The sequence below is a fragment of the Micromonospora sp. DT201 genome, from assembly GCF_049841575.1.
GTDB lineage: Bacteria > Actinomycetota > Actinomycetes > Mycobacteriales > Micromonosporaceae > Micromonospora.
Genome location: NZ_JBNCKP010000018.1, coordinates 30340 through 55890, shown reverse-complemented (window position 1 = coordinate 55890; position 25551 = coordinate 30340). Strand labels below are relative to the sequence as shown.

Below are 25551 nucleotides of genomic sequence, written 5' to 3'. Positions count from 1 at the left end.
CGCGCCACCCCTGCGCCCACCCGACCCGGGGCGACGTGACGCCGGCCCGGCGCGAAGATCCCCCTCCGCGTCGGGCCGACGTCGCTCTGAGCGGGCCGCTCAGTTGCCGACCCCGCAGTCCGGAGCGGACCAGCTGGTCGTGTTCGAGCTGCTGTCGCTGTTGTTCTCCCGCCGCGAGTCGACGTGCACGTGGTCGTCGTGGTCGGGGTATCCGGGACCGTAGATCCCGCTGAAGCCGCTGTTGCGGGCACTGCGGGCGACCTGGCACAGCGAGGACGATCGTGAGGTGACGTCGGCCGCGTTGCCGTACAGATGCTGGCTGTCGGACGCGCCGCCGACCTGCTCGTTGCAGGCGCGGCTGCGGAACCCGCTGGACACGTCGAGCGGCTTGTCGCCGAGGCTCTTGCGCAGCGCCTCCAACTTCCACATGGTGCGTAGCGCGTTCTGCCGGGTCTGGGTCGCCGAGAGCGGGCCACCGCTGTAGCCGGAGCCGCCGCACCCGTTGTCGAGCTCGTTGTGGCCGAAGTGCGCGGGCGTGCAGTCGTTGTCCTGGAGTTGGTACAGCTTGGCGTAGGTCTGCGGGCCGGCGACACCGTCGGCGCGCAGTCCGTACGCCTGCTGGAACCGCTTGACTGCGGCGGCGGTCTTCGGCCCGTAGCGGCCGTCGTTCTCCACGATGTCCCGGTAGCCGGCCCAGCCGGCGACCCGGATCTGCAACTGGCGGACGTCGTCGCCCGAGCGTCCCTGGTACAGGTTGCGGTTCCAGGTGTAACAGCCGTCCGCGTGCGCTGCTGGTGCGGCGACCACCGTGGCGATTGCTGCCCCGGGCAGCGCCAGGGCGAATGCGACGGCAGCTCGCTTCAAGGTGTTTACGCGCACAGAAGTCCTCCCGATAGGAGAGCGAATGGGGTGGCTCCGGGACATCGACCGAGAAGTCCCGTGATTTCCACCCTGACACTGATGATTGCGGTTGGAGGGGATTAACGAGAATCGTCCTCACAATCCGCAGTATCTGGGCATTGGCTGGGAATTCGCCTGATTTTCGAAACAGTCATTCACTGCCGATCGGCCCTGCTGGGGTCAAGAACGCTCAAGCGCACCGAACGTCGCACTTTGCTACACCGAGGGTGATGCTTCCCGGCAGTTGGCGGGCGGTAACGTCAGCCTCGGGGCGGCGGACTGGCGGAGGTGCGCGTGGCACGCGGTGGCGTCTTCTGTGTCGAGGGTCAGTGGCACCGCGACCTCAATGAGCGAGGCTCCGTGTTGCCCACCCTCGAGTTGCTGGAGCGACTGGGCAAGATCCGTTTCATCCACAAGGACGCGGCCACCCGCGACGAGCTGTTCTACTTCCTGGACCGCTGGCTGCTCAAGCAGTACGCCGACCACCGGGTCGGTTTCTTCGCCATGCACGGAGAGCCGAGCCGGCTCTGCCTCACCGACTGGCAGTCCGTGGAGCTGAACGAGGTGGCCGAGCTGATGGCCGGCCGCGCCGAGGGGCGGCGACTCTATTTCGGCAGTTGCTCGGTGCTGCGGGCCTCGGACGCGGTGCTGCGCGAGTTCCTGGAGATCACCGGAGCCGCTCTGATCTGCGGTTTCACCCGAGAAGTCGACTGGGTCGAGTCGGCGGCCTTCGAAACTGTCCTGCTCGACGTGCTCGCCAACGGCCAGCGGCACAATGCCGCCGAGCTGCGGATGGGCTCCGCCCACTGGGCGCCACTTGCCTCGTACCTCGGCTTTCGGGTGATCTACGCCAACGGTCGGGCCTGGCGCCCGTCCGGTCGCCCCAGGGTGCCCACCCAGGCCGTGCACCGCTCCGCGGCCCGGCCTCGCTGACCCGCCGCCACCGCTGGGCCCGCACCTGGTAGGAACGAGAGATGGCACGCAGCATCGCAAAGAACACCCGGGTCGACCGGGACGCCCTGCTCGACTTCCTCCGGCCGCGACACCGCGTCGTGCTGATGACCACCCGGGCCGACGGCCGCCCGCAGTCGTCGCCAGTCTCCGCAGGGATCGACGGGCAGGGCCGGCTGGTCGTCTCCACCTACCCCGAGCGGGCCAAGGTGACAAACATCCGCCGCGACCCCCGGGTCTCCGCCTGCGTGCTCAGCGACGACTGGGACGGCCCCTGGGTGCAGATCGACGGCACCGCCGAGGTGCTCGATCTGCCCGAGGCGCTGGAGCCGCTTGTCGACTACTTCCGCAGCATCTCCGGCGAGCACCCGGACTGGGACGACTACCGGGCTGCCATGGTGCGCCAGGGCAAGTCGCTGATCCGGGTCACCATCGACGCCTGGGGCCCGATCGCGACCGGCGGCTTCCCGGCCCGCCTCGCCGACTGAGGTCGATTGCGCTCGGGAGGCCAGCGCGGCGTCGTGACCACCTCAACTGACGACGAACGCGGACACCCTAGGCGGAGGTCATGGGGTGGGACCGCCGTGCTGTAGAGCTGCCCCGAATATGGGGCGGCTGGAGACGGCAGGTCGCCGGTCGCGTTCGGGGGACGTTGCGCTCCGGGGGACGTTGCGGTCCGGGGGAGGCTGCGTTCCGGGGGTGGCGCGGTCCGGGGGCGTTCCGGGGGACGTTGCGGTTCCGGGGGTGGCGCGATCGCCGGGCGGTAGCTGCCGCCGCTTGCCCCACATCTGGGGCAGCTCTACAGCGGCGGCGACAGCCAGGTGGGGTCGGCAGCCGGACCGTCCGACGCCAGCTGCCGCCGGGACTGCGGAGGCCAGCGCCGAGCGGCCCGGCGGTCGTCTCGGTCAGTCGACCAGGGCGGCGTAGACGAGTTGGCGCAGCTGGGAGCGCAGCGGGTACGTGCTCGACGGCATCAGCTGGGCGAACAGCAGCGCGGTGATCTCCTCGGCTGGGTCCACCCAGAACGCGGTGCTGGCCACGCCACCCCAGTAGTACTCGCCGACGCTGCTCGGCACCCGGCTGGGGATCGGGTCGTCGACCACCGCGAACCCGAGGCCGAAGCCGATCCCGTCCAGGGTCGTCTCGGCGAAGCCGCCGGTGGACAGGGCGCCCAGATCTTGGCCAGCGGGTAGGTGGTTGCGGGTCATGAACCGCACCGTGCGCGGCCCGAGCAGCCGAACGCCGTCCAGCTCGCCGCCGCGCAGCAGCAGCTGGGTGAACCGGTGGTAGTCGTGGGCGCTGGAGATCAGACCCCCGCCCCCGGAGAGTAGGGCCGGCTTGCGGTGCGCGAGCGCGCCGAGGCTGTCGTAGCGGACCGCCCGGCCGCTGCGCGGATCCGGTGCGTAGAGCGCGGCCAGCCGCTCGGTCTCGTCGCCGTCCACCCACCAGCGGGTGTCGGTCATGCCCAGCGGGCCGAAGATCCGGTCGGCGAAGAACGCGTCGAGGCTCTGCCCGGAGATCACCTCGACGAGCCGGCCGAGCACGTCGGTGGCGACGGAGTAGCCCCAGGCGGAGCCGGGCTGGAACAGCAGCGGCAGCTCGCCGAAGGCCGCACAGGCGCCGGCGAGGTCGACGTCGGCCGGCGGGTACAGGTCGTAGCCGGCGGCCCGGTAGATCCCGTCGACCACCGAGGTCTGCATGAAGCCGTACGTCAGGCCGGCGGTGTGGGTGAGCAGGTGCCAGACCCGGATCGGCTCGGTCGCCGGCACGGTGAACGGCTTGAGCGTCGATCCTTTGGAGTAGACCCGCAGGTCGGCGAACTCCGGCAGCCAACGGCTGATCTCGTCGGTCAGCTCGAACCGGCCCTCTTCCCACAGCATCATCGCCGCGACCGAGGTGACCGGCTTGGTCATCGAGTAGATGCGCCAGAGCGTGTCGGCCTCGACCGGCGTGCCCGACTCCCGGTCGGCAAGCCCGTACGTCGAGGAGTGCGCCACCTCGCCGCGACGGGTGACCACCACCTGCCAGCCGGCCAGCCGGCCGTCGTCGACGTACCGGCCGAAGTGCTCGTCGATCCGCGCCAACCGCGCCGGGTCGAAACCGATCTGATCCGGGTCCTTGCTCCGAGCCACACTCACGTCGCCGAACGTACTAGCCGGTACGCCGCTACCGGAAGGGGGCCGCCACCAGACGCACCGGCCGCAGAGTGTCGCTGACGCCCACTAACCTGGCCGGATGCCGGAGCTGACCGAGGACGTGACCTTCCGCAACGAGGACTGGTACGGCGAGGAGTTGACCGACCGGCACTTTGTGGGTTGCGAGTTCTTCGACGTTGACCTGACGGAGGCCGTGAGCCGGGGTGCGGTCTTCACCGGGTGCACGTTCGGCAACGTGCTGTTCAACGCCTCCCGGCACGTCGACTCCGCCTTCACCCGTTGCGTCTTCAGGCGGTGCAACTTCTTCGAGGCCGAGTTCACCGGCTGCAAGCTGGTCGGCAGCACCTTCATCGACTGCGACCTGCGTCCGTTGGCGGTGGACGGCGGCGACTGGTCCTTCGTCGCGCTGCCCGGTGCCGACCTGCGAGGCGCACGGCTGACCGGGGTACGGATGCGCGAGGTGGACCTGACCAGGGCCAACCTCACCGGTGCCACCGTCACCGGCGTCGATCTTTCCGGCGCGCAGCTGCTCAATGTTCGGCTCGGTGGCGCCGACCTGCGCGGCAGCGATCTCACCGCGCTCGACCCGACGGTCGTCGAGCGGGCCGGTGCCATCGTCGACGTCGAGCAGGCCGTGGTCATCGCGCAATTGCTCGGCTTCCGGATCGGCTGACGCGCGGGCGGCCCGCGGTCCAGTCAAGCCCTCGTCCGAGCGGGCCAGGTTGTCCGACCGCGTTCGGTGGCGGGCTGGACACGTCCGGCAGTCCGGATCTAGCGTGTCGTCCACACTGGTGCATACGTGAAGCAACCACAGTGGACGGTGCGATCCGCAACGGTCGACGGCGGCCGGGCGGTAAAGGTGGAGGGGTCGGTGGCGGAGGAAGACCGCACGCGGGCGCAGAGCCGCACCGCGCTGCGCCGGGTTACCCGTGCCCGGCAGTGGCGACGTTGGGCGGTGGAGGGCGTCGCCGTACTCACCTGCCTGGTGGTGTTGATCACGTACCTCGGCAGTCGGTCCGACCCGGAGACCGGCGACGACCAGGCGGGACGCTCGGGCGACGTGCCCGCCGGTGCCGCCCGTCCCCCCGCTCTCCCGGCCACCGACGGGCGCACCGGCGACGCGGGGCCGGCGATGCCTGGCCTGCGTCCGCGCCAGCGCCCACCCTCGCCCGACCCGACACCGTCGACGAGCGCGCCCGCCGCGCCGCCGGTATCGCCCAAGGCGCTGCTGTCGGTGACCAAGGGGGAGATGCCCGCAGAGGTCGACCTCACCGCCGTTGGCACCCGGGACTGGATGCACTGGGGGCAGCACCGCGGCGACTCGACGGTCCGCAAACGCTCCGGTTCCGGCGAGATCATCGACGGGGGCGGCGCCGGCAAGCGGGTCGGCTGGGACGGCAACCAGGAGTACGTCCGCTGGTCCGACGGCTCGTCGCAGCGCTCGGCGAGAGGCAACTCCGACGGCGTCTACACCTGCGGTGCCGGCAACGGGTTCACCCTCGCCGTCGCGGGCAGTGGTGAGCCGCGCACGGTCCAGGTCTACGGCGGTATCTGGATGGCCCGGGGGCGCCTCGAAGCGCGGTTGTCCACTGGTGGGCCCGCCAGCACCGTGGTCCTGGAAGACCCGTACACCAGTCAGAGCGCTCAGTTCACGATCCGGTTCAAGCTGCCGAAGGACGCCCGACTGCTGCTGACCTGGACCGTCGAGAAGGTCTTCACCCCGCACTGCGGCAACGTCGGCCTCCAGGCCGTGGCGGTCCGCTGACCGACCGATCGCACAGCGGGACAGTTTGTCCGTCGCGTACGGTCGAGGAGGTCGTAACTTTTTGCTGTCGCCAACCGACCATCCAGTGTGGAGGCAGCGGAGATGAATAGCAGTACAGCCCACCGCGTCCGTCGTGCCGCTTCGTCCGTTGCCCTTGCCGGTGAAGCGTCCGCGGACGGGCTCCGCGACATCCCCCTGCCGCCATACGTGACGGGCGAGGACACCCAGTTCGCGGTGCGGGCGGTGGTGGTGCACGCCCCCCAGCGGTGGTCCGGGGGAGTGGTCTGCCGTAACGACGCCAGCCCGCACCCGTGCCGCCTGCACCGCTGGGGCACCCGGGTGCTGGCGCTGCGCGGGCTGCGGGCTGCCGACATCGCCGCGCTCATCGAACGTGGCGACCCGACGGCGGTGGTCCCCCCACCGGACCGTCCGGCCTGAGCGTGCGTCCGGCCGGGAGGCGCACCGGCGCCGGGCGCTCCGGCTGGACTATGACGGCCGGCCGACCGACTTGTCGTGGCCACCCCAGTAGTGCCGCTGCGCCCCCATGACCATCGGTGCGACCAGCGCGGCGAGCGCCCCGCCGAGCAGCGGGAAGACGATGAACACCCAGAGCTGCCGCAGGGCCACGCCACCCTCGAACACCGCCGGGCCGAACGCGCGGGCGGGGTTGACCGCGGCGCCGGTCAGCGTCACTCCCACCAGTTGGGTCGCTGCGAGGGCCAGCCCGATGGCCAGCCCTGCGGTGCCCGGATTCTCGCTGCGGCTGGTGACCACCAGGACGACCAGCACGAAGAGGAAGGTCAGGACGACCTCCAGCACGGCGGCACCGCCCCGGTTGATGTGCGCGCCGTAACCGTTCGTGCCCAGCGCCCCGGTCTGGTCCGCCATGTCGCCCCAGCGGGTCAGCGCCCAGAGCACGAAGGCGGCCACGGTCGCGCCGACGAACTGCGCGATCCAGTACGCCACCGCGCCGATCACCGAGATCTTTCCGGAGAGCAGCACACCGAGCGTCACCGCCGGGTTGACGTGGCTGCCGGACAGTGGGCCGATCGTGTAGACGAGGGCGACCATCACGAACCCGAAGGCCAGCGCGACCACCACCACACCGCCGTCAATCCGCGCGGCGACGGCGCTACCCACTCCGAAGAAGACCAGCAGCAGGGTGCCGATGAACTCGGCCGCATACCGACGGTAATCACTCATAAGCGCAGCGTAAACACAGATCCGCTGGTCATAACCGGAATGGCCGTCTGTGATCGGCGCGAACGATGAGGGCTACCCATGTTCTACCGGCTCACACCAGACCCCGCCATCGACCATCTCGCTCCGCTACGGCCCCTCGGCCAGCACGATCGGAGCCAACCGGGGCGGCCGCGCGGCCGTCGACGAGATTCGCGCCTGGCTGACCCCGGCCGCCGCTCTCGACTGATCTGCCTCTATTTGACGGATGGTCCAGCAGCGGGCACGGTGGGAGTGACGGGGCCGTCAGCTGCCCCGATTCGATGCGACGGCGCGACGACCGTTCGCCCTCCTGTCGCCTCCCACGTGGCTCGTACGCGGGCCGACTGTCCGGTCTGCGCAGTATTCGACCGCGAGCCGAGAATCCACGAGGAGTTCCGCAAATGCTCACCATGACCGATAACGCCGTGCTCGTCATCCGCGACCTAGCCAACCAACAGGACGTCGCCCAGGACGGCGGAGTACGCATCGCCGCCGACACCGAGGCCGGCTCGCTCACTGTGGAGTTGGTGCCCGAGCCGGTGCAGGGCGATCGCGTTGTCGACAACCAGGGTGCCCGGATCTTCCTGGACGAGGATGCCGCCGAGCTGCTCGGTGACGCGTCTGTGGACGCCACCGTCGACGACGAGGGCATCATCCAGTTCGGCTTCACCGAGCGGCAGTAAGCGAGGCTGAGCCCGCCCAGCGGGTCAGAATTGGGCTGCTCGGCTGTGGCTCGACGACTACGCTCCTCCGATGCTCACGCCAGCTCACCGGTACCGATCCGACGACGAGGACAGCGGCCGGTGGGCGGGTTTCCCGTTCCGCGACGGCGACATCGTGATCAGCACCCGGTCCAAGAGCGGTACGACCTGGATGCAGATGATCTGCGCGCTCCTGGTGCTGGGCACCCCGGAGTTGCCGGCGCCGCTGACCGTGCTCTCGCCGTGGCTGGACTGGTTGGTCGAGCCTCGGGAAGCGGTGTTCGACAGACTGGCCGCGCAACCGCACCGGCGGTTCATCAAGACGCACACCCCGCTGGACGGCGTGCCTCTCGATCCCCGGGTGCAGTACGTGGTGGTGGCCCGGCACCCGCTGGACATGGCGGTCTCCCTCTACCACCAGGCCGGCAACCTGGACCGGGTGCGCCTCGCCGAGCTGACCGGCCAGCCTGCCCCGGCCGGGCCGCCTCGGGCACGCCAACCGGTGGAGCAGTGGCTGACGAGCTGGGTCGACCAGGAGGCGGACCCGCGCGTCGAGCTGGATTCGCTGCCCGGGGTGATGTTGCATCTGCGCGACGCCTGGGCCCGCCGGCACGAGCCGAACGTCGAGCTGGTGCACTACGACGACCTGTTGGCCGACCTGGGCGGTGAGATGCGCCGGCTCGCCGACCGGTGGGACATCCCGGTCCCTTCCGAGCGCTGGCCCGACCTGGTCGAGGCGGCCACGTTCGGGCAGATGCGGGAGCGCGCCGACCGGCTCGCCCCGGACACCCTCGGCGTGCTGCGCGACCGGCAGGCGTTCTTCCGCCAGGGCGCCTCGGGCCAGGGCCGCAGCCTGCTGGACTCGTCCGCGCAGGCCCACTACCGGCAGCGTACGGCGGCATTGGCCCCGCCCGACCTGCTCAACTGGCTGCATCGATAGTCAAACGAGCGCACGGCGCCGCTTCGACCGTGGTCGGAACGTCGCCGCGCTCTGGCCGTCTCCCACCACCGCAGCCGTTCGGCGGTACGCCAGCGGGGACCTGGCTCGACCGGCCGTTTGCGCCGGTCAGAGTGATCGATCCCCGGTCCGCGCAGGTCCAAACCTTCCGACCGTGGGGAATTCCACCATCTGTGTGTCCCGGCGTGGCGCGCAGCCGAACGGGGTATGAGCGCGGGCATGGAGCATTTCACGATCGCGACCATTGCCGAGAAGAGTCCAGATTTCCGGCGGGTGCTGTGGACCGGTGACCACACCCAGTTGGTCATCATGACCATCCCCGCCGATGGGGAGATCGGCGAGGAGGTGCACGAGGACGTCGACCAGATCCTGACCTTCGTCAGCGGCGTTGGTGAGGCCCGGGTCGCCGGTGCGAAGCGGAAGGTCGTCGCGGGCGACCTGGTCGTGGTGCCGGCGGGCACCAAGCACAACTTCGTCAACACCGGCCCCAACCCGCTGGTGCTGTACACCGTCTACGGGCCGCCGGAGCACGCCGACCAGGCCGTACACCGCACCAAGAAGGAGGCCGACGCGGCCGAGGCGGCGGGCAAGGACGAGCCACCGACGGGGTGACCGGGCCGGCAGCGGTCTGATCCAGGCCGATGCGGGTACCCCCGGCGGGTGGAACAGCAGCAGCCGCCGATCTCCGACTACGGGTTCCTCTCGGACTCCCGTTCGGGGGCGTTGGTCGGCAAGGACGGCTCGGTCGACTGGTGGTGCCCACACCGGTTCGACGGGTCGTCCGTGTTCGCGCGGCTGCTCGACCCGGGGGCTGGCCACTTCCGGCTGGCGCCGGTCGGGGTCGGCGGCCCGGGGTTCCGGGTGGAGCGCGCGTACCTGCCGGACACGTTGGTGCTGCGGACGGTGCACCACACTCCGCACGGCAGCGTGGCGGTCACCGATGCCCTGGCCGCCGAGGTCGGTGCCCGCGCCCACGAGCTGGGTAAGAACTCGCCCGCCGTGCTGATCCGGGTGGTCCAGGGGCTGTCCGGCCGGGTGCGGATGGCATTGGACTTCGCGCCCCGCCCGGAGTACGGCCTGCTCACGCCGTACCTGCACGAGCAGCCGGACGGCGGGGTGCTGGCCGGCGCCGGCCCCATGGTGCTGGTGTTGCGCGCAGGGGATCTGCACCTGCGAGCGGGCACCGACCGGGTGACCCAGGAGTTCGAGGTCTCCTCCGGTCAGGTGATCGGCATGGACCTGGCCTTCGGTGCGGCGTACGGCGACCCGCCGGCCCAGGTTGACCCGCTGACCACCCTCGCCGAGACCACACAGGCATGGCAGGCGTTCCGGGAAACGCACGGGTATTCCGGCCGCTACCCCGAACTCGTCAAGCACAGCTCGACGGTCCTGACCGGCCTCACGTACGCCCGCAGTGGCGCGGTCGCCGCCGCGCTGACCTCCTCGTTGCCGGAGCAGATCGGCGGCGACCGGAACTACGACTACCGATACTCCTGGCTGCGGGACTTCTCGTTGACGATGCGGGCGCTGTGGGTGGCGGCCTGCCCCGACGAGACGTCCCGGCTGTTCGCCTGGGCGACCCGCTCGATCGGCCGGTTCGGCGACGAGCCCGTGCCGGTGCTCTTCGGGCTGGAGGGCGAGCGCGACATCTCCGAGCACCACTGCTCCCATCTGCGCGGATACCGTGGCAGCAGGCCCGTGCGGGTCGGCAATGACGCCTGGCGGCAGCGGCAGCTCGACGTGCCGGGTCAGGTGATGTCCGCGGTGTGGCGCCTGCGCGACTACCTCGGCGCGACGTTCGAGGGCGAGTTGTGCGAGATGGTGCTCGGGCTGACCGAGCAGGTGGCCGCGACGTGGCGTCTGCCGGACCGGGGTATCTGGGAGACCCGGGACGAGGACCGCCACTACGTCTCGTCCAAGGTGGCCTGTTGGCTCACGATGGACCGGGCAGTGGGGCTCGCCGACCGGCTCGGCGATCGGGCCGACCCACGTCGCTGGGCCACGATCCGCGACGAGATCAGTGACACCGTGCTGCGTGAGGGGTGGAACGAGCGGATCGGGGCGTTCACCGGCGCATTCGGCTCGGCGGAGTTGGACGCCTCGGTGCTCACCCTGCCGGTCACGCACTTCCTCCCGGCCACCGACCCGCGGATGCGGTCGACCATCGCGATGGTCGAGCGCGACCTGGGCACCGAGGACGGACTGCTGCGGCGGTGGTCGACCGACCCGGCCGGATTTCTGCTGTGCTCGTTCTGGCTGGTGGAGTGCCTGGTGATGACGGGTGAGCAGCAGCGGGCCGAGGCGCTCTTCGAGCGGGTCGTCGGATACTCCAACGACGTGGGGCTGTTCAGCGAGCAGATCGACCTGTCCACCGGGATGCAGCTCGGCAACACCCCGCAGGCGCTCTCCCACATCGGGCTGATCAACGCGGCCTGGCGGTTGACCAAGCCGGACAGTTACTGAGCGATCGGCTCCACCAGAGGTACGCCAGAAACGTCGACCGTGTCCGGATACTTCAACCCAGCGCCCGTGTTGAGCACGACCACCCGCTCGCCGGCTCGGATCCACCCGCCCGCGCGTAGCTGCCGTGCCGCGGTCAGGCAAGCCGCCCCTTCCGGGCAGAGCAGCAGCCCTTCCCGGGCGGCGAAGTCCCGAAGATCTGCCAGGATGTCCGCGTCGTCGACGGCGACAGCCGTGCCGGAGGACTCCCGCAGCGCCGCCAGGATCAGCTCGTCGCCCAGCGGCGCCGGCACGGTGATACCGAACGCCACCGTCTGCGCGTCCGCCCACGGCTGCGCCCGCTCCTCGCCGGCGGCGAACGCCCGCACGATCGGTGCGCAGCCGGTCGACTGCACCGCCACCAGCCGGGGCAGCTTGTCGCCGATCCAGCCCAGCTCGCGCAGCTCGTGCAGCGCCTTGTGGATGCCGATCAGGCCGACACCGCCACCGGTCGGATAAATGATCACGTCGGGCGCCTGCCAGCCGAGCTGCTCGACGATCTCGTACCCCATCGTCTTCTTGCCCTCCAGCCGGTAGGGCTCGCGCAGCGTGCCGGCGTCGAAGATCGCCCCGTTCGACTCCGCGATCAGCTCGGCCACCCACCGGCCAGCATCGCCGATCAGCCCGTCGATCAGGCGCAGGTCCGCACCGGCGGCGACGCACTCACGCCGGCAGATGCTCGGCGCCGCCAACGGCATGACGATGGTCGCACCCATCCCGGCCCGCGCGGCGTACGTCGCCCAGGCCGACCCGGCGTTGCCGTTGGTGGGCATCGCGATCCGCTCGACGCCCAGCTCACGGGCCCGGCTCACACCGACTGCCGCACCACGCGCCTTGAACGAGCCGGTCGGGATCAACCCCTCGTCCTTGACCATCAGGTCCGCGATGCCGATCTCGGCGCCGTACGCGGGGGCGCGCAGCAGCGGCGTCCAGCCCTCGCCGAGCGTGGTGACATGCCGGGGGTCGCCCACCGGCAGGAGCTCCCGGTAGCGCCACAGGTCCGCCGGGCGCAGCGGAAAGCGTTCCGGGGTGACCGCCTTCGCCACCGCCGGGAGGTCATAGCGGGCCAGCAGCGGGGAACCGCACTCGCAGAGGTTCTGCAGCTGGTCGGCCGTTGACTCCCGTCCGCAGCGCGGGCAGTCCAGGTGAGTCAGGTACACGTTGCTCCTCGCCGGTCGGTCACACCCGCATTCTCCGGTAAACCGGACCACCGTGCTGGGTGCCGGAGTGTCCGGTTCGCTCGGCGGGCACCGGCTCGGCGGGGTAGAACGGACCTCATGGACCTCACCGACCAGCCCACCGCCCTGCTCCCCGGGGACGTGCAGATGCCCCTGCTCGGCTTCGGCACCTGGCAGGCCACCGGCCAGGCCGGTTACGAGGCGGTGCTGGCCGCGCTCGACACCGGCTACCGGCACCTCGACACCGCCACCATGTATGGCAACGAGCGGGAGGTCGGCCGGGCGGTGCAGGAGAGCGGGCTGCGTCGCGAGGACGTCTTCATCACCACCAAGCTCCCCCCGGACCGGGTGGGCCGGGAACGCGCGACGTTGGAGGCCAGCCTGGAGGCGCTCGGCGTCGACCAGGTCGACCTCTGGTTGATCCACTGGACGCCGTCGTCACCGGCGGACAGCATCCCGCTGTGGCGCGAGCTGCTGGCCGCCCGGGACGAGAACCTGGTCCGGGCGGTCGGCGTCAGCAACTACAGCACCGCGGAGATCGACGAGCTGATCCAGTCGACCGAGGAGAACCCGGCGGTCAACCAGATCAAATGGAGCCCAGCGCTGTACGACCGGCAGCGGCACGCCGAGCACCGGGACCGGGGTGTGGTGCTGGAGGGATACAGCCCGTTCAAGACCAGCGACCTCAGCGACCCGGTGCTGACCAGGATCGCCGCCGCGCACGGTGTCTCCCCGGCGCAGGTGGTGCTGCGGTGGCACATCGACCACGAGATCGTGGTGATCCCGAAGTCGGTGACCCCGGAGCGGATCACCGCCAACTTCGACGTCTTCCACTTTTCGCTGACGGCCGAGGAGATGCGCGACATCGACGCGCTCGGCGAGGTCTGAACCGGCGATTTTCTTCAGTGCGCGACTCGGCAGTGAAGGGTATCGACATCGACATTCGTGACGGTATAGCGTGCCCGTCATCACGATCGTCGATCCGATCGAACCCGCCCTCGCTGGAGGCTCGCCATGGCCCGATCACCATCCATCCGTCTGCGCCGTCGCGGGGTGCTCGGCATCCCCGCCCTGGTGGCCGCCGCGCTGACCGTCGTCGCCCGACCCGCCCCGGCGAGCGCCGCGCCGAAGGCCGAGTGTCTCGCCGACCTGCTTCAGGACGCCTGATGGCGACGATCCCCTGGCTGGTGGACGTGCTGCGCGCCGCCGGAGTCCAGGTCGTCGTCGAGGGCGACTGGCTCAACCGGATGCGACCAGGCTCCTTCGACCCCATCGGGGTGCTCTGGCACCACACCGCCTCGACCTCCAGCGCCAGCAACCCGCACCCGGCGCTCGGCATCTGCATCAACGGCCGGTCGGACCTGCCCGGCCCGCTCTGTCAGGCGCTCGTCGACTACAACGGCGTCTTCCACGTCATCTCGGCGGGCCGCTGCAACCACGCCGGGGTCAGCGGCGGCAGCGGACCGATCCCGGCGGGTGACGGCAACACCCTGATGATCGGGTGGGAGATCGACTACAACGGCGTCAGCCAGGAGATGACCGCGGCGCAGTACAGCGCGTCGCTCGCCGCCACCGCCGCCGTGCTCACCCGCCTGGGCCGGGACAGCAGCTACGCCCGGGGGCACCGGGAAACCAGCACCACCGGCAAGATCGACCCGTCCTTCATCGACCTGAACGTGATGCGGGCCGACGTGGCAGCGAAGATGGCCGGCGGCACGGCCTGGTCATCCACCGTGGACAACACCACCTCCGGCCGCTTCACCGCCAGCGCAAACTGGGGCGTGTCGTCGTACTCCGGGCAGCGGTACGGCACCGACTACCGGTACGCGGACCCGATCGCCGCCAGCGACGTCGCGTGGTACCGGTTCAATGTCCCGGCCACCGCCAACTACCGGGTCGACGCCTGGTGGCCGGCCAACTCCGGCTACAACAGCGCGGCCCCGTACATCGTCGCCACCAGCAGCGGCAACCAGACCGTCCGTGTCGACCAACGCGCCACCGGCGGGCAGTGGCGGGTCCTCGGCACGTTCACGCTGCCAGCCGGCGACGCCAACCGGGTGGGCGTGAGCCGGTGGAGCAGCGCCACCGGTCTCGTCATCGCCGACGCCGTACGCCTCACCCGGGTCTGACGATCCTGGCAGAGCGGTGGGGGCGTGACCGGGTGGTCACGCCCCCACTGTCAGTGGCGATAGTGCTTTAGGTGCGGGAGCAGGTGGCCCCGTTGAGCGAGAAGCTCGTCGGTGACGAGTACGACCCGCTCAGGGTGCCCTGGTAGCCGAAGCTTGCCGTGCCGCCGGGTGCCACGGACCCGTTGTGGCCGACATTCCGGGCGGTCACCGTGGACCCGCTCTGGCTCACCGTGGCGTTCCAGGCGTTGGTGACCTGCTGCCCGCTCGGCAGGCTGTAGGTCAGCGTCCAGCCGTTGATCGCGCTGGACCCGGTGTTGGTGATCTGCACGTCGGCCGTGAAGCCGTTGTTCCACGAGTTGGCCGTGTATTTCACCGCGCACCTCGCGCCACCGCTCGGCGGCGGGGTCGTCGGGTTGGTCGGTGGCTGGCCGCCACCGTTGACGTTGGCCGAGAACGAGTTCACCGCGAGGCCGACGCCACCCTGCCAGGGCTCGAAGCCGGCCTGGATGCTGGTCAGGTACCAGGAGTTGGTGATCGCGCCCCGGTTGCGGGTGTCGTTGATGAAGTCCAGCACGCTGAAGTTCAGGCTGGAGATCGCCGACGACGCGACGTACGAGATGACGTTGTTGGAGCCGTTGCTGCCCCGCCAGACCTCCCAGGTCCGGCCGGCCAGGGTCGTCGTGCCGACTACCGAGCCGATGGGCTGGATCGGGCCCTGCCGGTTGAGCCAGATCATGATCTCCATCTGGTTCACCCCGTCCCGCTTGGGCGACGGGTCCAGCCAGATGTCGTACGACGCGTTGTAGATGGCGCCACTCACGTACCGATAGGAGATGCTGCTGGTGGCGCTGCTGATCTGGGACACCTGGATCGGCAGGTTCGTGCCGGGGGAGCAGTTGGTGTAGTGACAACCGAAGAACACCGAGGGGTACGCCGTCGGCGCGCCGTTGGTAGGGCTGCTGCCGTTCAGGGTGGTGATCTCGAAGCCGTTGCTGGTGACGTTGATGCACTGCTGGGCGGTGGTGCCCCAACGGTTGTTCTGCACCACGTACCGGCCCTGAATGACTGTCGAGCCGTACTGTTCGCAGATCTGGGTGTCGGCGGAGGCGTTGCCGCCGAGGGCCACGGCGACGAGTGAGCCGCTGAGCAGCAGGCCGGCGGCGACCAGGGCCCGAAGTGGACGTTTCATGACACTCCTTGACTCGGCGCGTGCCGGGCGCCGGATGTGGTGGGGCAGTGCGGGAGCGCTCCCACGCTCAATGACACATTTACATGCTTGAAACTTAGGCGCAACTGCATGAGCCAAACCGGTGAAATGTGAGGATTGCCACGCCCCGCCGGACGGCTGTCGCCGGTCGGCCAGCTAAGCGACGCGAGTCGCCGACGAGCGCCGCCGAGCCGGCCGATTGGCCCTGGTGTGCGGCAATAGCTCCGAGTAGCGTGTTGCCTCCAACGCGTTCCGCTCCCCCTCCGGAGGCGTACACCACCATGGGTGGCTCCCCCCTGCGCATCCTCGTCGTCGGCGCGGGCATCGCCGGCCTGGCCGTGGCCCGGGCGCTGCGCCTGGCCGGCTTCCGGCCCGACGTCACGGACAGGCTGCCACCGGGGGAGTCCACCGAAACCGGCCTCTACTTGCCCGGCAATGCCGCCCGCGCGCTGCACCGGCTCGATCTGCACGACCCGGTCCGCCCGCTCGGGCAGGTGATCCACCGCCAGCGGTTCTTCGACGCCACCGGCGCGCATCTCTGCGAGGTCGACCTCGACGCCCTCTGGGCCGGCGTCGGCGAGTGTCGGGCGCTGCCCCGGGCCGACCTGCACCGGGTGCTGCTCAGCGGCGCCGGCGGTGCCGTCCGGCACGGCGCCGAGGTTCGCACCCTGGAACTGCTGCCGGGCGCGGTCGGGGTCACCTTCACCGACGGCACCACCACCGAGTACGACCTGGTGGTCGGCGCCGACGGGCCGCGCTCCTCGGTCCGCGCCCTGGCCGCGCTCGGCGGGCCGCCCCGGCCGGCCGGTCAAGTGGTCTACCGGGCGGTGCTGCGCGACGGTCCACCGGTCACCGAGTGGACCGCCCTGCTCGGCCAGCGCTCCGGGTTCCTGATGGTGCCGATCGACGCTGGGCGGCTACACATCTACGCCGACGAGGCCGGCACCGTTGCGCCCACCGACCCCCTGACCCGGCTGCGCGAACTCTTCGCCGACTACCGCGGCCCGGTGCCCGAGGTGCTGGCGGCACTCGACGGGGTGCACGTCGGGATCACCGACGAGGTGGAGTTGGGCCGCTGGCACCGGGGGAGAGTGCTGCTGGTCGGAGACGCCGCGCACGCCACCGCGCCCACGCTGTCCCAGGGCGCGGCGATGGCACTGGAGGACGCCGTAGTGCTGGCCGAGTCGCTGCGTGCCGCCGGCACCGTGGAGGCCGCCCTGGTGGCGTACGAGAGTCGTCGCCGTCCGCGTACCCGATGGGTGCGGGACCGGACCCGGGACCGCAACCGGACCAGGGACGTGCCGCCGGCGCTGCGCGACCCGCTGCTGCGTGGACGCGGCGGCCGGATCTTCGGGGAGCACTACCGGCTCCTGCTCGGCCCGCTGTAGCCCCGTTGGAGATCGTGTCACGCCACCCCACGCGGTGCTGCGGCCTGCCGGGGACTATCCTCCTTGCGGATGACGGCCCGCCGATAACCAGCGTGTGCCGAGCGGGACAACCGAGAACCGGAGGCCACTCGTGACCACCGTCGCACCCAAGCCGGTCGTGACCCGGCCCTGGCCGGTCCGGGAGCCGGTCAAGGGGTCGGCCATCGCGCGGCTGCTGCGAACCACGGACGCGAAGCAAATCGGGATCATGTACATGATCACCGCGTTCGTGTTCTTCATGATCGGTGGCCTGATGGCCCTGATCATGCGGGCTGAGCTGGCCCGACCCGGGCTGCAGTTCCTGTCGCCCGAGCAGTACAACCAGCTCTTCACGATGCACGGCACGATCATGTTGCTGTTCTTCGCGACGCCGATCGTGTTCGCCTTCGCGAACTACATCGTGCCGATCCAGATCGGCGCGCCCGACGTTTCCTTCCCCCGCCTGAACAGCTTCGCCTACTGGCTGTACCTGTTCGGCGGCACGATCGCGACCGCCGGCTTCCTCACCCCGGGTGGCGCCGCTGACTTCGGCTGGTTCGCGTACGCGCCGCTGAGCAGCGTCGAGCACTCGCCCGGCGTCGGCGCCAACATGTGGATCATGGGTCTGGCCATCTCCGGTCTGGGCACCATCCTCGGCGCGGTCAACATGATCACCACGGTGCTGACCCTGCGCGCGCCCGGCATGACCATGTTCCGGATGCCGATCTTCACGTGGAACATCCTGGTCACCAGCCTTCTGGTGATCCTGGTCTTCCCGCTGCTGGCCGCGGCGCTGTTCGCGCTCGCCGCGGACCGCATCCTCGGCGCACACGTGTACGACGCGGCAACAGGTGGGCCGATGCTCTGGCAGCACCTGTTCTGGTTCTTCGGGCACCCCGAGGTCTACATCGTCGCGCTGCCGTTCTTCGGCATCATCAGCGAGGTCATCCCGGTCTTCTCCCGTAAGCCGATCTTCGGCTACAAGGGTCTGGTCGCCGCGACCGTCGCTATCGCCGCGCTCTCCATGAGCGTCTGGGCGCACCACATGTTCGCCACCGGTCAGGTGCTGCTGCCGTTCTTCAGCTTCCTCAGCTACCTGATCGCGGTGCCGACCGGTATGAAGTTCTTCAACTGGATCGGCACGATGTGGCGGGGCCAGATCAGCTTCGAGACGCCCATGCTCTGGGCGGTCGGCTTCCTGGTCACCTTCCTCTTCGGTGGTCTCACCGGTGTGCTGCTGGCCAGCCCGCCGATCGACTTCCACGTGTCGGACTCGTACTTCGTCGTGGCGCACTTCCACTACGTGCTCTTCGGCACGATCGTGTTCGCGGTCTTCGCCGGCATCTACTTCTGGTTCCCGAAGATGTTCGGCCGGATGCTCGACGAGCGCCTGGGCAAGGTGCACTTCTGGCTCACCATGATCGGTTTCCACACCACGTTCCTGGTGCAGCACTGGCTCGGCAACGAGGGCATGCCCCGCCGGTACGCCGACTACCTGCCCAGCGACGGCTTCACCACGTTGAACACGATCTCCACGATCGGCGCGTTCATCACCGGTATCTCCACGCTGCCGTTCATCTACAACTGCTGGAAGTCGTACAAGACTGGCCCGGTGGTCGAGGTAAACGACCCGTGGGGTCACGGCAACTCGCTGGAGTGGGCGACCAGCTGCCCGCCGCCGCTGCGCAACTTCGACCGGATGCCCCGCATCCGCTCCGAGCGGCCGGCGTTCGACGCGAAGTTCCCGGAGTTGGCCGCCGGCCAGAGCCTCGCCGGCCCGCCGGAGGGCGGCTCCAAGCCGCTCACCAGCGAGTCGGACGGCGGGGCCAGCTACCGCGAGGACATCGCAAGCGACATCGATCGGCACTGACGCACAAGCTCGGCTGTACGACGGGCGCCGCCCCCGGGACCACCGGGAGCGGCGCCCGTCGCCCTGTCAGGTTTGGCTTCGGCCGGCATAGTGCGGGCCGAGCCTGGTCCAGCTCGATCCCACCCTGCCCGCCGGGCCGTGCCTGGCCGGGCCGTGCCGTGCCGGGTCTGGTCAGGCCGCAAGTTCGGCGTGGTCTCGCACGGCGTGGTCTCGCGCCGCCAGGCCGTGCGCGGCGTGGCCTTCCGCGGGCCAGCCATGCCCGGCCTGGGCATTGCCTGCCTGGCCTGGCATTGCACGGTGGGGACTGGCCTTGCGGCGCGGTCCGGGCTCGCGCGGCCTGGTCACAAGCGATGCTCCTGATGAGCGGTATACCTGTGAGTCATAAATATGACTCACAGGTATACCGCTCATCGAGGTGCACGCCGACCGAAGCCGGGACCGCCCCGGCTACCCCGGCACTTGGCGGCTTGGCCGTTTGCCCGCCGGCCCGCTTGCCCGCCAGCGCACGTCGCGGCGATCATTGGCTGGTCGCGAGCCGTTCATCACGCTTATCGGAGAGACGGTCCGGGAGTCTGCCCTGCTTGATCCGGCCTCCGCGCCGGCCTCCGCGCCGGCCTCCGCGCCGGCCGGGCCGTGCCTCGGGGACAGAGCGAGTCAGCGGGCAGCGGGGGTGAGATCCGCCTCGACGGGCGGCGGTGGGGCCGCTGCTGCCGCTGTCGCTGCCGCGTTGCGGCGGCGGCGTAGCTCGATCGGGAGCACCACGAGGGTGACCAGCGCGCCGAGCGCGCCGGTGACCACGAAGCCCCAGAGCGGCGTGCTGGCGTCGATCACCGCGCCGGCGAGCGGCGCGCCGACGGCGATGCCGACGGTGACGGCTGAGCCGTGCAGGCCCATCGCCTCACCGCGTACCTCTGCCGGGACCAGGCGGCTGACCGCGTCGGAGGAGGCGGCGATGGTCGGCGCGCAGAGCGCGCCGGCCGGGATCAGCGCCAGGCACAGCAGCCACCAGTGCGCACCGCCCAGCCCGACCGGGATGGTGCACAGGGCGAGGGCAGCGGTCAGTGTGAGCGGGGAGAACGACCGGTGGACGGCCCCGTACGCGAACCCGCCGACCAGCGAGGCGACCGCCCAGATGGCTAGCACCGCGCCGGTCCAGCCGACTTCGCCGCTGGCCCGGAGCACAGCTACCACCGCCACGTCGGTGCCTCCGAGCACCAGGGTCGCGGCTGCGCTGAGCGCCAACACGGCGAGCAGGCGGGGCGTCAACCACTCCCGGCGAGGCACGCGGCGCTGTGGCCCGGTGGGCTCTTCGGCACCGCGGATCGGCGGGTTGACCAGCCACAGCGCGATCCCGGCTGCGACGATGCCGCCGCCGACCAGGTACATGGTGGTCTGTGCGGAGATCGCGGTGACCAGGGCCACTGCCAACGCCGGGCCGATCATGAAGGACAGCTCGACCGACATCGAGTCCAGCGCGTACGCCGGGCGGCGTTGGTCCTCGGGGGCCAACGCCGCGATCGACTGGCGGACCACGGAGAAGATGGGCAGGGCCAGAGAACCGGCAACGAACGCGGCAGGCAGCAGCAGGGAGTACGGCAGCGAAGGAGCGGTGGACCAGAAGATCGCCTCGGCGATGGCAGTGAGCACCAGGACGGGGCGTAGGCCACGCCGGTCCACCAGTCGGCCGAGCAGCGGCCCACCGATCGCCGCGCCCACGGTGCTGGCCGCGCCGACCAGGCCAGCGGCCCCGTAACCCCGATCGAGGTCGAGCACCACGTGGAAGGTCAGCGTCACCCCGGTCGCGGTGAGCGGGATGCGGGCAAGGACGGCAACCAACAGCAGCGACCGCAGGCCGGGCAGGGCGAGCGCCTGCCGGTAAGGCTTCATGTTCATGTGGGTCCGTACCTCCGGCGACATCCTCAACCGGCGGCGGCCCGATGGCCAACCAATTATTCGCTCATGCGGCCCTGATCACAGGCTGGCCGTGCAAGGTCACCCCGGCGCCGTCCATCGCACGTAGTGCCACGTCGGTAGTCGCCGGAGCGACGGCGGCGGTCAACTCGAGCAGCACGGTGGTGGTGAAACCCTCCCGGGCGGCGTCCAGCGCGGTCGCCCGGACGCAGTGGTCGGTGGCAATGCCGACCACGTCGACCCGATCCACGTCGTGCCGGCGCAGCCAGTCGGCCAGGCACTCGCCGTCGTCGGCGTGCCCCTCGAACCCGGAGTACGCCGCCGCGTGCTCGCCCTTGTGGAAGATCGCCTCGACCCGACCGGCGTCCAGCTCGGGGTGGAACTCCGAGCCGCTCGTGCCGACCACACAGTGCCGGGGCCAGGACTCCACGAAGTCCGGCGGATCGCCGAAATGCGCACCCGGATCGACGTGGTAGTCCTTGGTGGCAACCACGTGCGCCCACCGCTCTGGCTCGGCGGCGAGCAGCCGGGAGATGCCCGCAGCCACCCCCGCACCGCCCGCGACGGCCAGCGAGCCGCCCTCGCAGAAGTCGTTCTGCACGTCCACGATGATCAGCGCGTTGGCCATTGGGGGGTCCATCTCCTCATGGTCGGTCTGCGGTGGCGGTCCTCGATGAGCTCAGCCAGCGGGTACGACGGTGACCGGCACGGCCGGGTCGCCGGCCGAGAGCTTCAGCCCCTCCCAGGGGATGGAGATGAGGCATTCGCGCAGGTGCTCCCGCGACTCGTCGAGGGTGGGCAGCGAGACCGGCTCGCCGGCGACCACGAAGGAATGTTGGAGCATGCGGTCGTTGGGCTGCCGGTCCGGTACGCCCTGCGGGACGATGATCTCCTCGGTGGCGGTGCCGGTCGGCTTGTGCCGGCGGACCGCGACCTTCCGGCCGCCGATGGTCGCCTTGTGCTCGGAGCGCTTCACCACCGGCCGTCCCTCGACCTCGACCAGCTTGTAGACCAGCCCGGCGGTCGGTGCTCCGGAGCCGGTGACCACGGCCGTGCCAGCGCCGTACATGTCCACCGGTTCGGCGGCCAGGGAGGCGATCGAGTACTCGTCCAGGTCGCCGGAAACGATGATCTTGGTCTCGGTGGCGCCCAGCGAGTCGAGGAGCTCCCGCGACTGCTGGGCGATTACCGCCAGGTCACCCGAGTCGATCCGAACCGCCCGCAACTCCGGCCCGGCCACCGTGATCGCGTTGCGGATGCCCTGGCTGATGTCGTACGTGTCGACCAGCAGCGTCGTCTCCTTGCCCAGCGTGGCGACCTGCGAAGCGAACGCCGCCCGCTCGTCGTCGTGCAGGAGGGTGAACGCGTGCGCCGCCGTGCCCGCCGTCGGGATGCCATAGCGCGCGCCGGCGGCGAGGTTGGACGTGAACCGGAAGCCGGCCAGGTACGCGGCCCGCGCCGCCGCCACCGCCGCCTCCTCGTGCGCCCGACGCGACCCCATCTCGATCAGCGCCCGACCCCGCGCCGCGGTCACCATTCGTGCCGCCGCTGCGGCCACCGCGCTGTCATGGTTGAGCACGGAGAGCGCCAGCGTCTCCAGCACCACACATTCGGCGAAACCGCCGGAGACGGTCAGGATCGGTGAACCGGGGAAGAACAGCTCGCCCTCGGCGTACCCGTCGATGTCGCCGGTGAAGCGGTAGTCCGTGAGCCAGGCCGCCGCCGCCTCGTCGACCACACCGGTCCGCAGCAGAAAGTCGACCTCCGCCGGGTCGAACCGGAAGTCGCGGATCAGTTCGAGCAGCCGGGCCGTGCCGGCGACCACGCCGTACCGCCGGCCGCTCGGCAGCCGACGGCTGAACACCTCGAAGACACACCGGCGGTCGGCGGTGCCGTCCTTCAGTGCCGCGCTGACCATCGTCAGCTCGTAGTGGTCGGTCAGCAGCGCGGGGCGGTTGATGCTCACCGCCCCAGCCTAAGGTTCAGTCTGCGTCGCCGCCGTCGTGGCCCGGGATCGCGCGTAGCGCGGCCCACAGCTCGGCCCGGCCGGTCACGCCAAGCTTCGCGTAGATCCGCTGGAGGTGATTCTCCACGGTGCGGGCCGAGAGGTAGAGGCGTTCGGCGATGGCCCGGCTGGAAGCGCCGTGCGCGGCGAGGCGGGCCACCTGCCACTCCCGCTCGGTGAGCACCGGCGCGCCCGCCTGCAGGGCTGGCGTCCGGATCAGGTCACAACGCCCGAGCAGGCCGGCCAGGCGCTCCCGGGCATCGTTGGCCGCCGCCGAGTGTTGTTGGCGCAACCGCTGCACGGCCTGGGAGGTGGCCTCGGCTGCGTACACGGTCAACTCCAGTGCGGCGTAGTCGTCGGCGACCGCGAGCAGATCCGCCGCGGAGTCGGTCACCGCGGCGCGGGCGTGCCGGGCCAGCAGCGGCGGAAGCACCCCGTCGACCCGCTCGGAGAGCTCGGCCAGGCGCTGCGCCACGGTGCGCCGGCCACCATCGGAGCAGGTGGGCCCGATCGGCATGCCAGCCTGATCCAGCCGGACGAGGTCGTGCAGGACGTGCACCTCGTGCCCGGCGAAGCCGTCCGAACGTAGCCGGTCCACCAGGTCGCTGAGCTGCTTGACCGCGCCCGGCAGGTCACCCGACGCGGCGAGCGTCGCGCCCCGGGCCTGCTCCAGCCACGGGTAGAGCACCGCCATACCCGGTGCATGGGTGCGGTCCGCTTCGGCCATCGCCGCAGCGGCCTGCACGGCGTCACCGCGCAGCGCCGCCGACTGGGCGCGCTCGGCCTGGGCCAGGCCGGCGTAGACCCGGCTGGTGGCCAGCACCGCGCAGGCACCCAGCGAGGTCCGCATGGCCGCGTCGCTCTGCCCGCGCAGCCGGGCCGCGTACGCCTGGAGGATGGCCAGGTAGCCGGTGCCGAGCCGGAAGTCACCGGCGCCGGCGAGGTCGGCGAACTCGTCGGCCACGATCGCGTCGATCCCGGCCAGGTCGCCGGTGAGCATGAGCCGGGTGCCCCGGGCGAGCTCCAGAGCCAGTTGCAGGTACGGCATGTCGGTGCGCCAGTTGGCTACCGCAGAATGCACCTGGGCGATCGCCGTACCGCTGTGGTTCAGCTGGCCCTGCGCGGCCTGGACGTACGCGATGGTGCAGCGGGCCAGCTCGCGGGCGGCGACGCCGGCCGCCGGTCGGTCCAGTACGCGTTGGCTGAGCCGCACCGCGGTGGTCGTGTCCAGTCGGTGCAGGCGCATGATCGCCTCGAAGGCGTGCACCCGGGACCGGTCGGCGGAGTCGCTGAGCTGCTCGACCTGGCTCGCGATCTCCTCCACCGTGGACTCCTGGCTCAGCCCCCAGTAGCTGACCATCCCCCGCACGGTCAGCCAGCGGCAGAACCGCCGCTCGTCGCCCGGGTCGGGGGTCACCGCGTCGAGGACCTCGATCGCCTCTTCGGGCCGGTCGGCGAACATCAGGATGGTTGCCAGCAGCTCCGCCGCGTCGGAGCCGCCATCGGCGTTCAACGCGGCGCGCGCCAGGCGGGTCGCCAGCGGCACGTCATAACGGGTGAACGCCTGGACCGCGGCGTCCACCAACAGGGCCGGGTCCTGGGCGGTGCCCGAGTCGAGTCGCCAGACCGCGACCCGCAGCAGGTCGTCGCGTCGGCGCTTGCCGACCTGCTCGAGCAGCTCCGCGAGGTGTGCCTGAAGTCGGCGGGTGCGGCTGACCGGGCAGCGGCGGCGCATCACCTCGCCGTAGAGCGGATGAGCCAGCCGGACGTTGGTCCGCCGGTCGTGCTGGACCACACTGATCAGCCCGCGTTCCTCAGCGGTCTCCACGTCCGACTGGTCGGCGGCCTGCTTGAGCAGGTGCAGGCCGAGTGGTTCGCCGAACGCGACCAGCTCGACGACCGCGCGGACGCCGTCGGTGAGTTTCCCGACCCGGGTGTCGATCAGGTCGGTCAGGTTGGGTGCCAGCTCCAGTCGCCCGGTCCACTTCCAGATCCCGTAGGTGCGTTTCAACTCGGCGCTGCCGTTGGCGGCGTGCACCAGCTCCCGCAGCATCAGCGGATTTCCTGCCGACAGTCGGCCGAGCCGGTCGGCGGAGCCGGCGTCGACGGGGCCGCCCAGGATCGCCGCCAGCAGGCCAGCGGTGTCCGCGTGCGGCATCGGGGTCAGCTCGACGTGCTCGACGAGATCGTCGGTCCAGAGTGCCCGGATCGGCAGGGGAATCTGCTCGCCGTCGCGCAGGGTGCCGACCACTGTGGCGTTCTCGGTGCGGGCGACCAGGTGCACAAGCGCCGCCGAGGGCGGGTCGAGCAGGTGGGCATCGTCGATGGCGAGCACGATGCGTCGGCCAGCTGCCTGCTGTTGCAGCACGTTGAGCGCCCAGCGCAGGATCCCGGCGGGGGACAGGCCCTGGGGCTGCTCGGCGGGGAGGACCTGCACCAGCCCGCCGAACGGCAGCGCGGCGGTGGTTGCGCTGGCCGCGATGGACCAGATCGCGAACCGTTCGGTGGGCAACGCGCTCACGCCCTCGCGCAGCAGCCGACTCTTGCCGATGCCCGCGCTGCCACTGAAGAAGAGCCCACGGCCAGCCTCGCCGGTCACCGCCGCGAGCAGGCGGTTGAGCTCGTCGGTCCGGCCGACGAACTTCCATCGACTCATGCGCGCAGCATATCGATCGGGATCCGTCCGCGCCCGCA

23 protein-coding genes are annotated in these 25551 nt (G+C 70.6%); 14 read left to right on the top strand and 9 right to left on the bottom strand.

From position 1 onward, the window contains the following. Nucleotides 1-99 precede the first annotated feature (99 nt). A complete protein-coding gene (locus ACLQ28_RS25460) occupies nt 100-879 on the bottom strand; it encodes a D-Ala-D-Ala carboxypeptidase family metallohydrolase (RefSeq protein ID WP_425688791.1) in 780 nt (259 codons plus the stop codon). 315 nt (nt 880-1194) lie between these two features. Between ACLQ28_RS25460 and ACLQ28_RS25455 the strand changes: the two genes are divergently transcribed. Together ACLQ28_RS25455 and ACLQ28_RS25450 are read left to right on the top strand one after the other, a co-directional pair. Next, the gene (locus tag ACLQ28_RS25455; RefSeq protein WP_425688790.1) at nt 1195-1833 is read left to right on the top strand and encodes a DUF6642 family protein; all 639 of its coding nucleotides are present in this window, start codon (nt 1195-1197) and stop codon (nt 1831-1833) included. Nucleotides 1834-1874: 41 nt separating this feature from the next. After that, nucleotides 1875-2339, top strand: coding sequence for a PPOX class F420-dependent oxidoreductase (locus ACLQ28_RS25450; RefSeq protein ID WP_425688789.1), 465 nt, complete (start codon nt 1875-1877; stop codon nt 2337-2339). A 417-nt stretch (nt 2340-2756) separates the two neighbouring features. On the opposite strand, the gene ACLQ28_RS25445 is transcribed toward ACLQ28_RS25450, so the two are convergent. After that, the gene (locus tag ACLQ28_RS25445; RefSeq protein WP_425688788.1) at nt 2757-3989 is read right to left on the bottom strand and encodes a serine hydrolase domain-containing protein; all 1233 of its coding nucleotides are present in this window, start codon (nt 3987-3989) and stop codon (nt 2757-2759) included. A gap of 97 nt (nt 3990-4086) precedes the next feature. Here ACLQ28_RS25445 and ACLQ28_RS25440 point away from each other — a divergent pair, with 97 nt between their 5' ends. The 3 genes from ACLQ28_RS25440 (at nt 4087) to ACLQ28_RS25430 (ending at nt 6210) form a co-directional block, all read left to right on the top strand. Continuing rightward, on the top strand, nt 4087-4680 hold the full coding sequence (locus ACLQ28_RS25440) for a pentapeptide repeat-containing protein (RefSeq protein WP_425688787.1): 594 nt from the start codon (nt 4087-4089) through the stop codon (nt 4678-4680). A gap of 126 nt (nt 4681-4806) precedes the next feature. Further along, the gene (locus tag ACLQ28_RS25435; RefSeq protein WP_425688786.1) at nt 4807-5772 is read left to right on the top strand and encodes a hypothetical protein; all 966 of its coding nucleotides are present in this window, start codon (nt 4807-4809) and stop codon (nt 5770-5772) included. Between the two features lie 102 nt (nt 5773-5874). After that, nucleotides 5875-6210, top strand: a complete 336-nt coding sequence (locus ACLQ28_RS25430) for a hypothetical protein (RefSeq protein ID WP_425688785.1) — start codon at nt 5875-5877, stop codon at nt 6208-6210. Between the two features lie 48 nt (nt 6211-6258). Here the strand turns inward: ACLQ28_RS25430 and ACLQ28_RS25425 are convergent, their stop codons facing one another. Beyond that, nucleotides 6259-6975: an MIP/aquaporin family protein gene (locus ACLQ28_RS25425; protein WP_425688784.1), complete on the bottom strand. Its 717-nt coding sequence runs from the start codon at nt 6973-6975 to the stop codon at nt 6259-6261. Between the two features lie 419 nt (nt 6976-7394). Here ACLQ28_RS25425 and ACLQ28_RS25420 point away from each other — a divergent pair, with 419 nt between their 5' ends. The 4 genes from ACLQ28_RS25420 (at nt 7395) to ACLQ28_RS25405 (ending at nt 11115) form a co-directional block, all read left to right on the top strand. Next, on the top strand, nt 7395-7676 hold the full coding sequence (locus tag ACLQ28_RS25420) for an adhesin (RefSeq protein ID WP_406075384.1): 282 nt from the start codon (nt 7395-7397) through the stop codon (nt 7674-7676). A gap of 70 nt (nt 7677-7746) precedes the next feature. Further along, the gene (locus tag ACLQ28_RS25415; protein ID WP_425688783.1) at nt 7747-8634 is read left to right on the top strand and encodes a sulfotransferase domain-containing protein; all 888 of its coding nucleotides are present in this window, start codon (nt 7747-7749) and stop codon (nt 8632-8634) included. 237 nt (nt 8635-8871) lie between these two features. After that, nucleotides 8872-9264, top strand: coding sequence for a cupin domain-containing protein (locus ACLQ28_RS25410; RefSeq protein WP_425688782.1), 393 nt, complete (start codon nt 8872-8874; stop codon nt 9262-9264). Between the two features lie 48 nt (nt 9265-9312). Then, entirely contained in the window at nt 9313-11115 is a 1803-nt protein-coding gene (locus tag ACLQ28_RS25405) for a glycoside hydrolase family 15 protein (RefSeq protein WP_425688781.1), read from the top strand. Here the strand turns inward: ACLQ28_RS25405 and ACLQ28_RS25400 are convergent. Next, complete coding sequence (locus ACLQ28_RS25400) at nt 11109-12311, bottom strand: threonine synthase (protein WP_425688780.1); 1203 nt, start codon at nt 12309-12311, stop codon at nt 11109-11111. The two genes, ACLQ28_RS25405 and ACLQ28_RS25400, sit on opposite strands and share 7 nt — an antisense overlap. Nucleotides 12312-12428: 117 nt before the next feature. On the opposite strand from ACLQ28_RS25400, the gene ACLQ28_RS25395 reads away from it, so the two are divergent. The 3 genes from ACLQ28_RS25395 to ACLQ28_RS25385 all read left to right on the top strand — a co-directional run bounded on the left by ACLQ28_RS25395 (nt 12429) and on the right by ACLQ28_RS25385 (nt 14458). Next, nucleotides 12429-13217 carry an aldo/keto reductase gene (locus ACLQ28_RS25395; protein WP_425688779.1) on the top strand — a complete coding sequence of 263 codons (789 nt, stop codon included), beginning with the start codon at nt 12429-12431 and terminating at the stop codon, nt 13215-13217. 126 nt (nt 13218-13343) lie between these two features. Then, nucleotides 13344-13496, top strand: a complete 153-nt coding sequence (locus ACLQ28_RS25390; protein ID WP_184181929.1) for a hypothetical protein — start codon at nt 13344-13346, stop codon at nt 13494-13496. Next, nucleotides 13496-14458: an N-acetylmuramoyl-L-alanine amidase gene (locus tag ACLQ28_RS25385; RefSeq protein WP_425688778.1), complete on the top strand. Its 963-nt coding sequence runs from the start codon at nt 13496-13498 to the stop codon at nt 14456-14458. Before ACLQ28_RS25390 ends, ACLQ28_RS25385 begins: the two co-directional genes overlap by 1 nt. A 67-nt stretch (nt 14459-14525) precedes the next feature. Here the strand turns inward: ACLQ28_RS25385 and ACLQ28_RS25380 are convergent, their stop codons facing one another. Continuing rightward, the gene (locus ACLQ28_RS25380) at nt 14526-15647 is read right to left on the bottom strand and encodes a GH12 family glycosyl hydrolase domain-containing protein (RefSeq protein ID WP_425688777.1); all 1122 of its coding nucleotides are present in this window, start codon (nt 15645-15647) and stop codon (nt 14526-14528) included. A 299-nt stretch (nt 15648-15946) separates the two neighbouring features. Between ACLQ28_RS25380 and ACLQ28_RS25375 the strand changes: the two genes are divergently transcribed. Both ACLQ28_RS25375 and ctaD read left to right on the top strand, forming a co-directional pair. Continuing rightward, nucleotides 15947-17053, top strand: coding sequence for an FAD-dependent monooxygenase (locus tag ACLQ28_RS25375; protein ID WP_425688776.1), 1107 nt, complete (start codon nt 15947-15949; stop codon nt 17051-17053). 130 nt (nt 17054-17183) lie between these two features. Continuing rightward, on the top strand, nt 17184-18941 hold the full coding sequence (gene ctaD / locus ACLQ28_RS25370; RefSeq protein ID WP_425688775.1) for a cytochrome c oxidase subunit I: 1758 nt from the start codon (nt 17184-17186) through the stop codon (nt 18939-18941). A gap of 654 nt (nt 18942-19595) precedes the next feature. On the opposite strand, the gene ACLQ28_RS25365 is transcribed toward ctaD, so the two are convergent. The 4 genes from ACLQ28_RS25365 to ACLQ28_RS25350 are packed head-to-tail and all read right to left on the bottom strand — an operon-like array spanning nt 19596 to nt 25513. Continuing rightward, complete coding sequence (locus ACLQ28_RS25365) at nt 19596-20858, bottom strand: MFS transporter (protein ID WP_425688774.1); 1263 nt, start codon at nt 20856-20858, stop codon at nt 19596-19598. Between the two features lie 40 nt (nt 20859-20898). Beyond that, on the bottom strand, nt 20899-21480 hold the full coding sequence (locus ACLQ28_RS25360) for an isochorismatase family protein (protein WP_425688900.1): 582 nt from the start codon (nt 21478-21480) through the stop codon (nt 20899-20901). A gap of 51 nt (nt 21481-21531) precedes the next feature. Next, on the bottom strand, nt 21532-22818 hold the full coding sequence (locus ACLQ28_RS25355) for a nicotinate phosphoribosyltransferase (RefSeq protein WP_425688773.1): 1287 nt from the start codon (nt 22816-22818) through the stop codon (nt 21532-21534). A 16-nt stretch (nt 22819-22834) separates the two neighbouring features. Continuing rightward, the gene (locus tag ACLQ28_RS25350) at nt 22835-25513 is read right to left on the bottom strand and encodes a LuxR C-terminal-related transcriptional regulator (RefSeq protein WP_425688772.1); all 2679 of its coding nucleotides are present in this window, start codon (nt 25511-25513) and stop codon (nt 22835-22837) included. Between the last annotated feature and the right edge of the window lie 38 nt (nt 25514-25551).

Coding starts and splice junctions, on each gene's coding strand:
- ACLQ28_RS25410 (WP_425688782.1), top strand. CDS start 8,872: ATGGAGCATTTCACGATCGCGACCATTGCCGAGAAGAGTCCAGATTTC.
- ACLQ28_RS25450 (WP_425688789.1), top strand. CDS start 1,875: ATGGCACGCAGCATCGCAAAGAACACCCGGGTCGACCGGGACGCCCTG.
- ACLQ28_RS25425 (WP_425688784.1), bottom strand. CDS start 6,975: ATGAGTGATTACCGTCGGTATGCGGCCGAGTTCATCGGCACCCTGCTG.
- ACLQ28_RS25430 (WP_425688785.1), top strand. CDS start 5,875: ATGAATAGCAGTACAGCCCACCGCGTCCGTCGTGCCGCTTCGTCCGTT.
- ACLQ28_RS25380 (WP_425688777.1), bottom strand. CDS start 15,647: ATGAAACGTCCACTTCGGGCCCTGGTCGCCGCCGGCCTGCTGCTCAGC.
- ACLQ28_RS25375 (WP_425688776.1), top strand. CDS start 15,947: ATGGGTGGCTCCCCCCTGCGCATCCTCGTCGTCGGCGCGGGCATCGCC.
- ACLQ28_RS25365 (WP_425688774.1), bottom strand. CDS start 20,858: ATGTCGCCGGAGGTACGGACCCACATGAACATGAAGCCTTACCGGCAG.
- ACLQ28_RS25415 (WP_425688783.1), top strand. CDS start 7,747: ATGCTCACGCCAGCTCACCGGTACCGATCCGACGACGAGGACAGCGGC.
- ACLQ28_RS25360 (WP_425688900.1), bottom strand. CDS start 21,480: ATGGCCAACGCGCTGATCATCGTGGACGTGCAGAACGACTTCTGCGAG.
- ACLQ28_RS25385 (WP_425688778.1), top strand. CDS start 13,496: ATGGCGACGATCCCCTGGCTGGTGGACGTGCTGCGCGCCGCCGGAGTC.
- ACLQ28_RS25420 (WP_406075384.1), top strand. CDS start 7,395: ATGCTCACCATGACCGATAACGCCGTGCTCGTCATCCGCGACCTAGCC.
- ACLQ28_RS25390 (WP_184181929.1), top strand. CDS start 13,344: ATGGCCCGATCACCATCCATCCGTCTGCGCCGTCGCGGGGTGCTCGGC.
- ACLQ28_RS25440 (WP_425688787.1), top strand. CDS start 4,087: ATGCCGGAGCTGACCGAGGACGTGACCTTCCGCAACGAGGACTGGTAC.
- ACLQ28_RS25350 (WP_425688772.1), bottom strand. CDS start 25,513: ATGAGTCGATGGAAGTTCGTCGGCCGGACCGACGAGCTCAACCGCCTG.
- ACLQ28_RS25395 (WP_425688779.1), top strand. CDS start 12,429: ATGGACCTCACCGACCAGCCCACCGCCCTGCTCCCCGGGGACGTGCAG.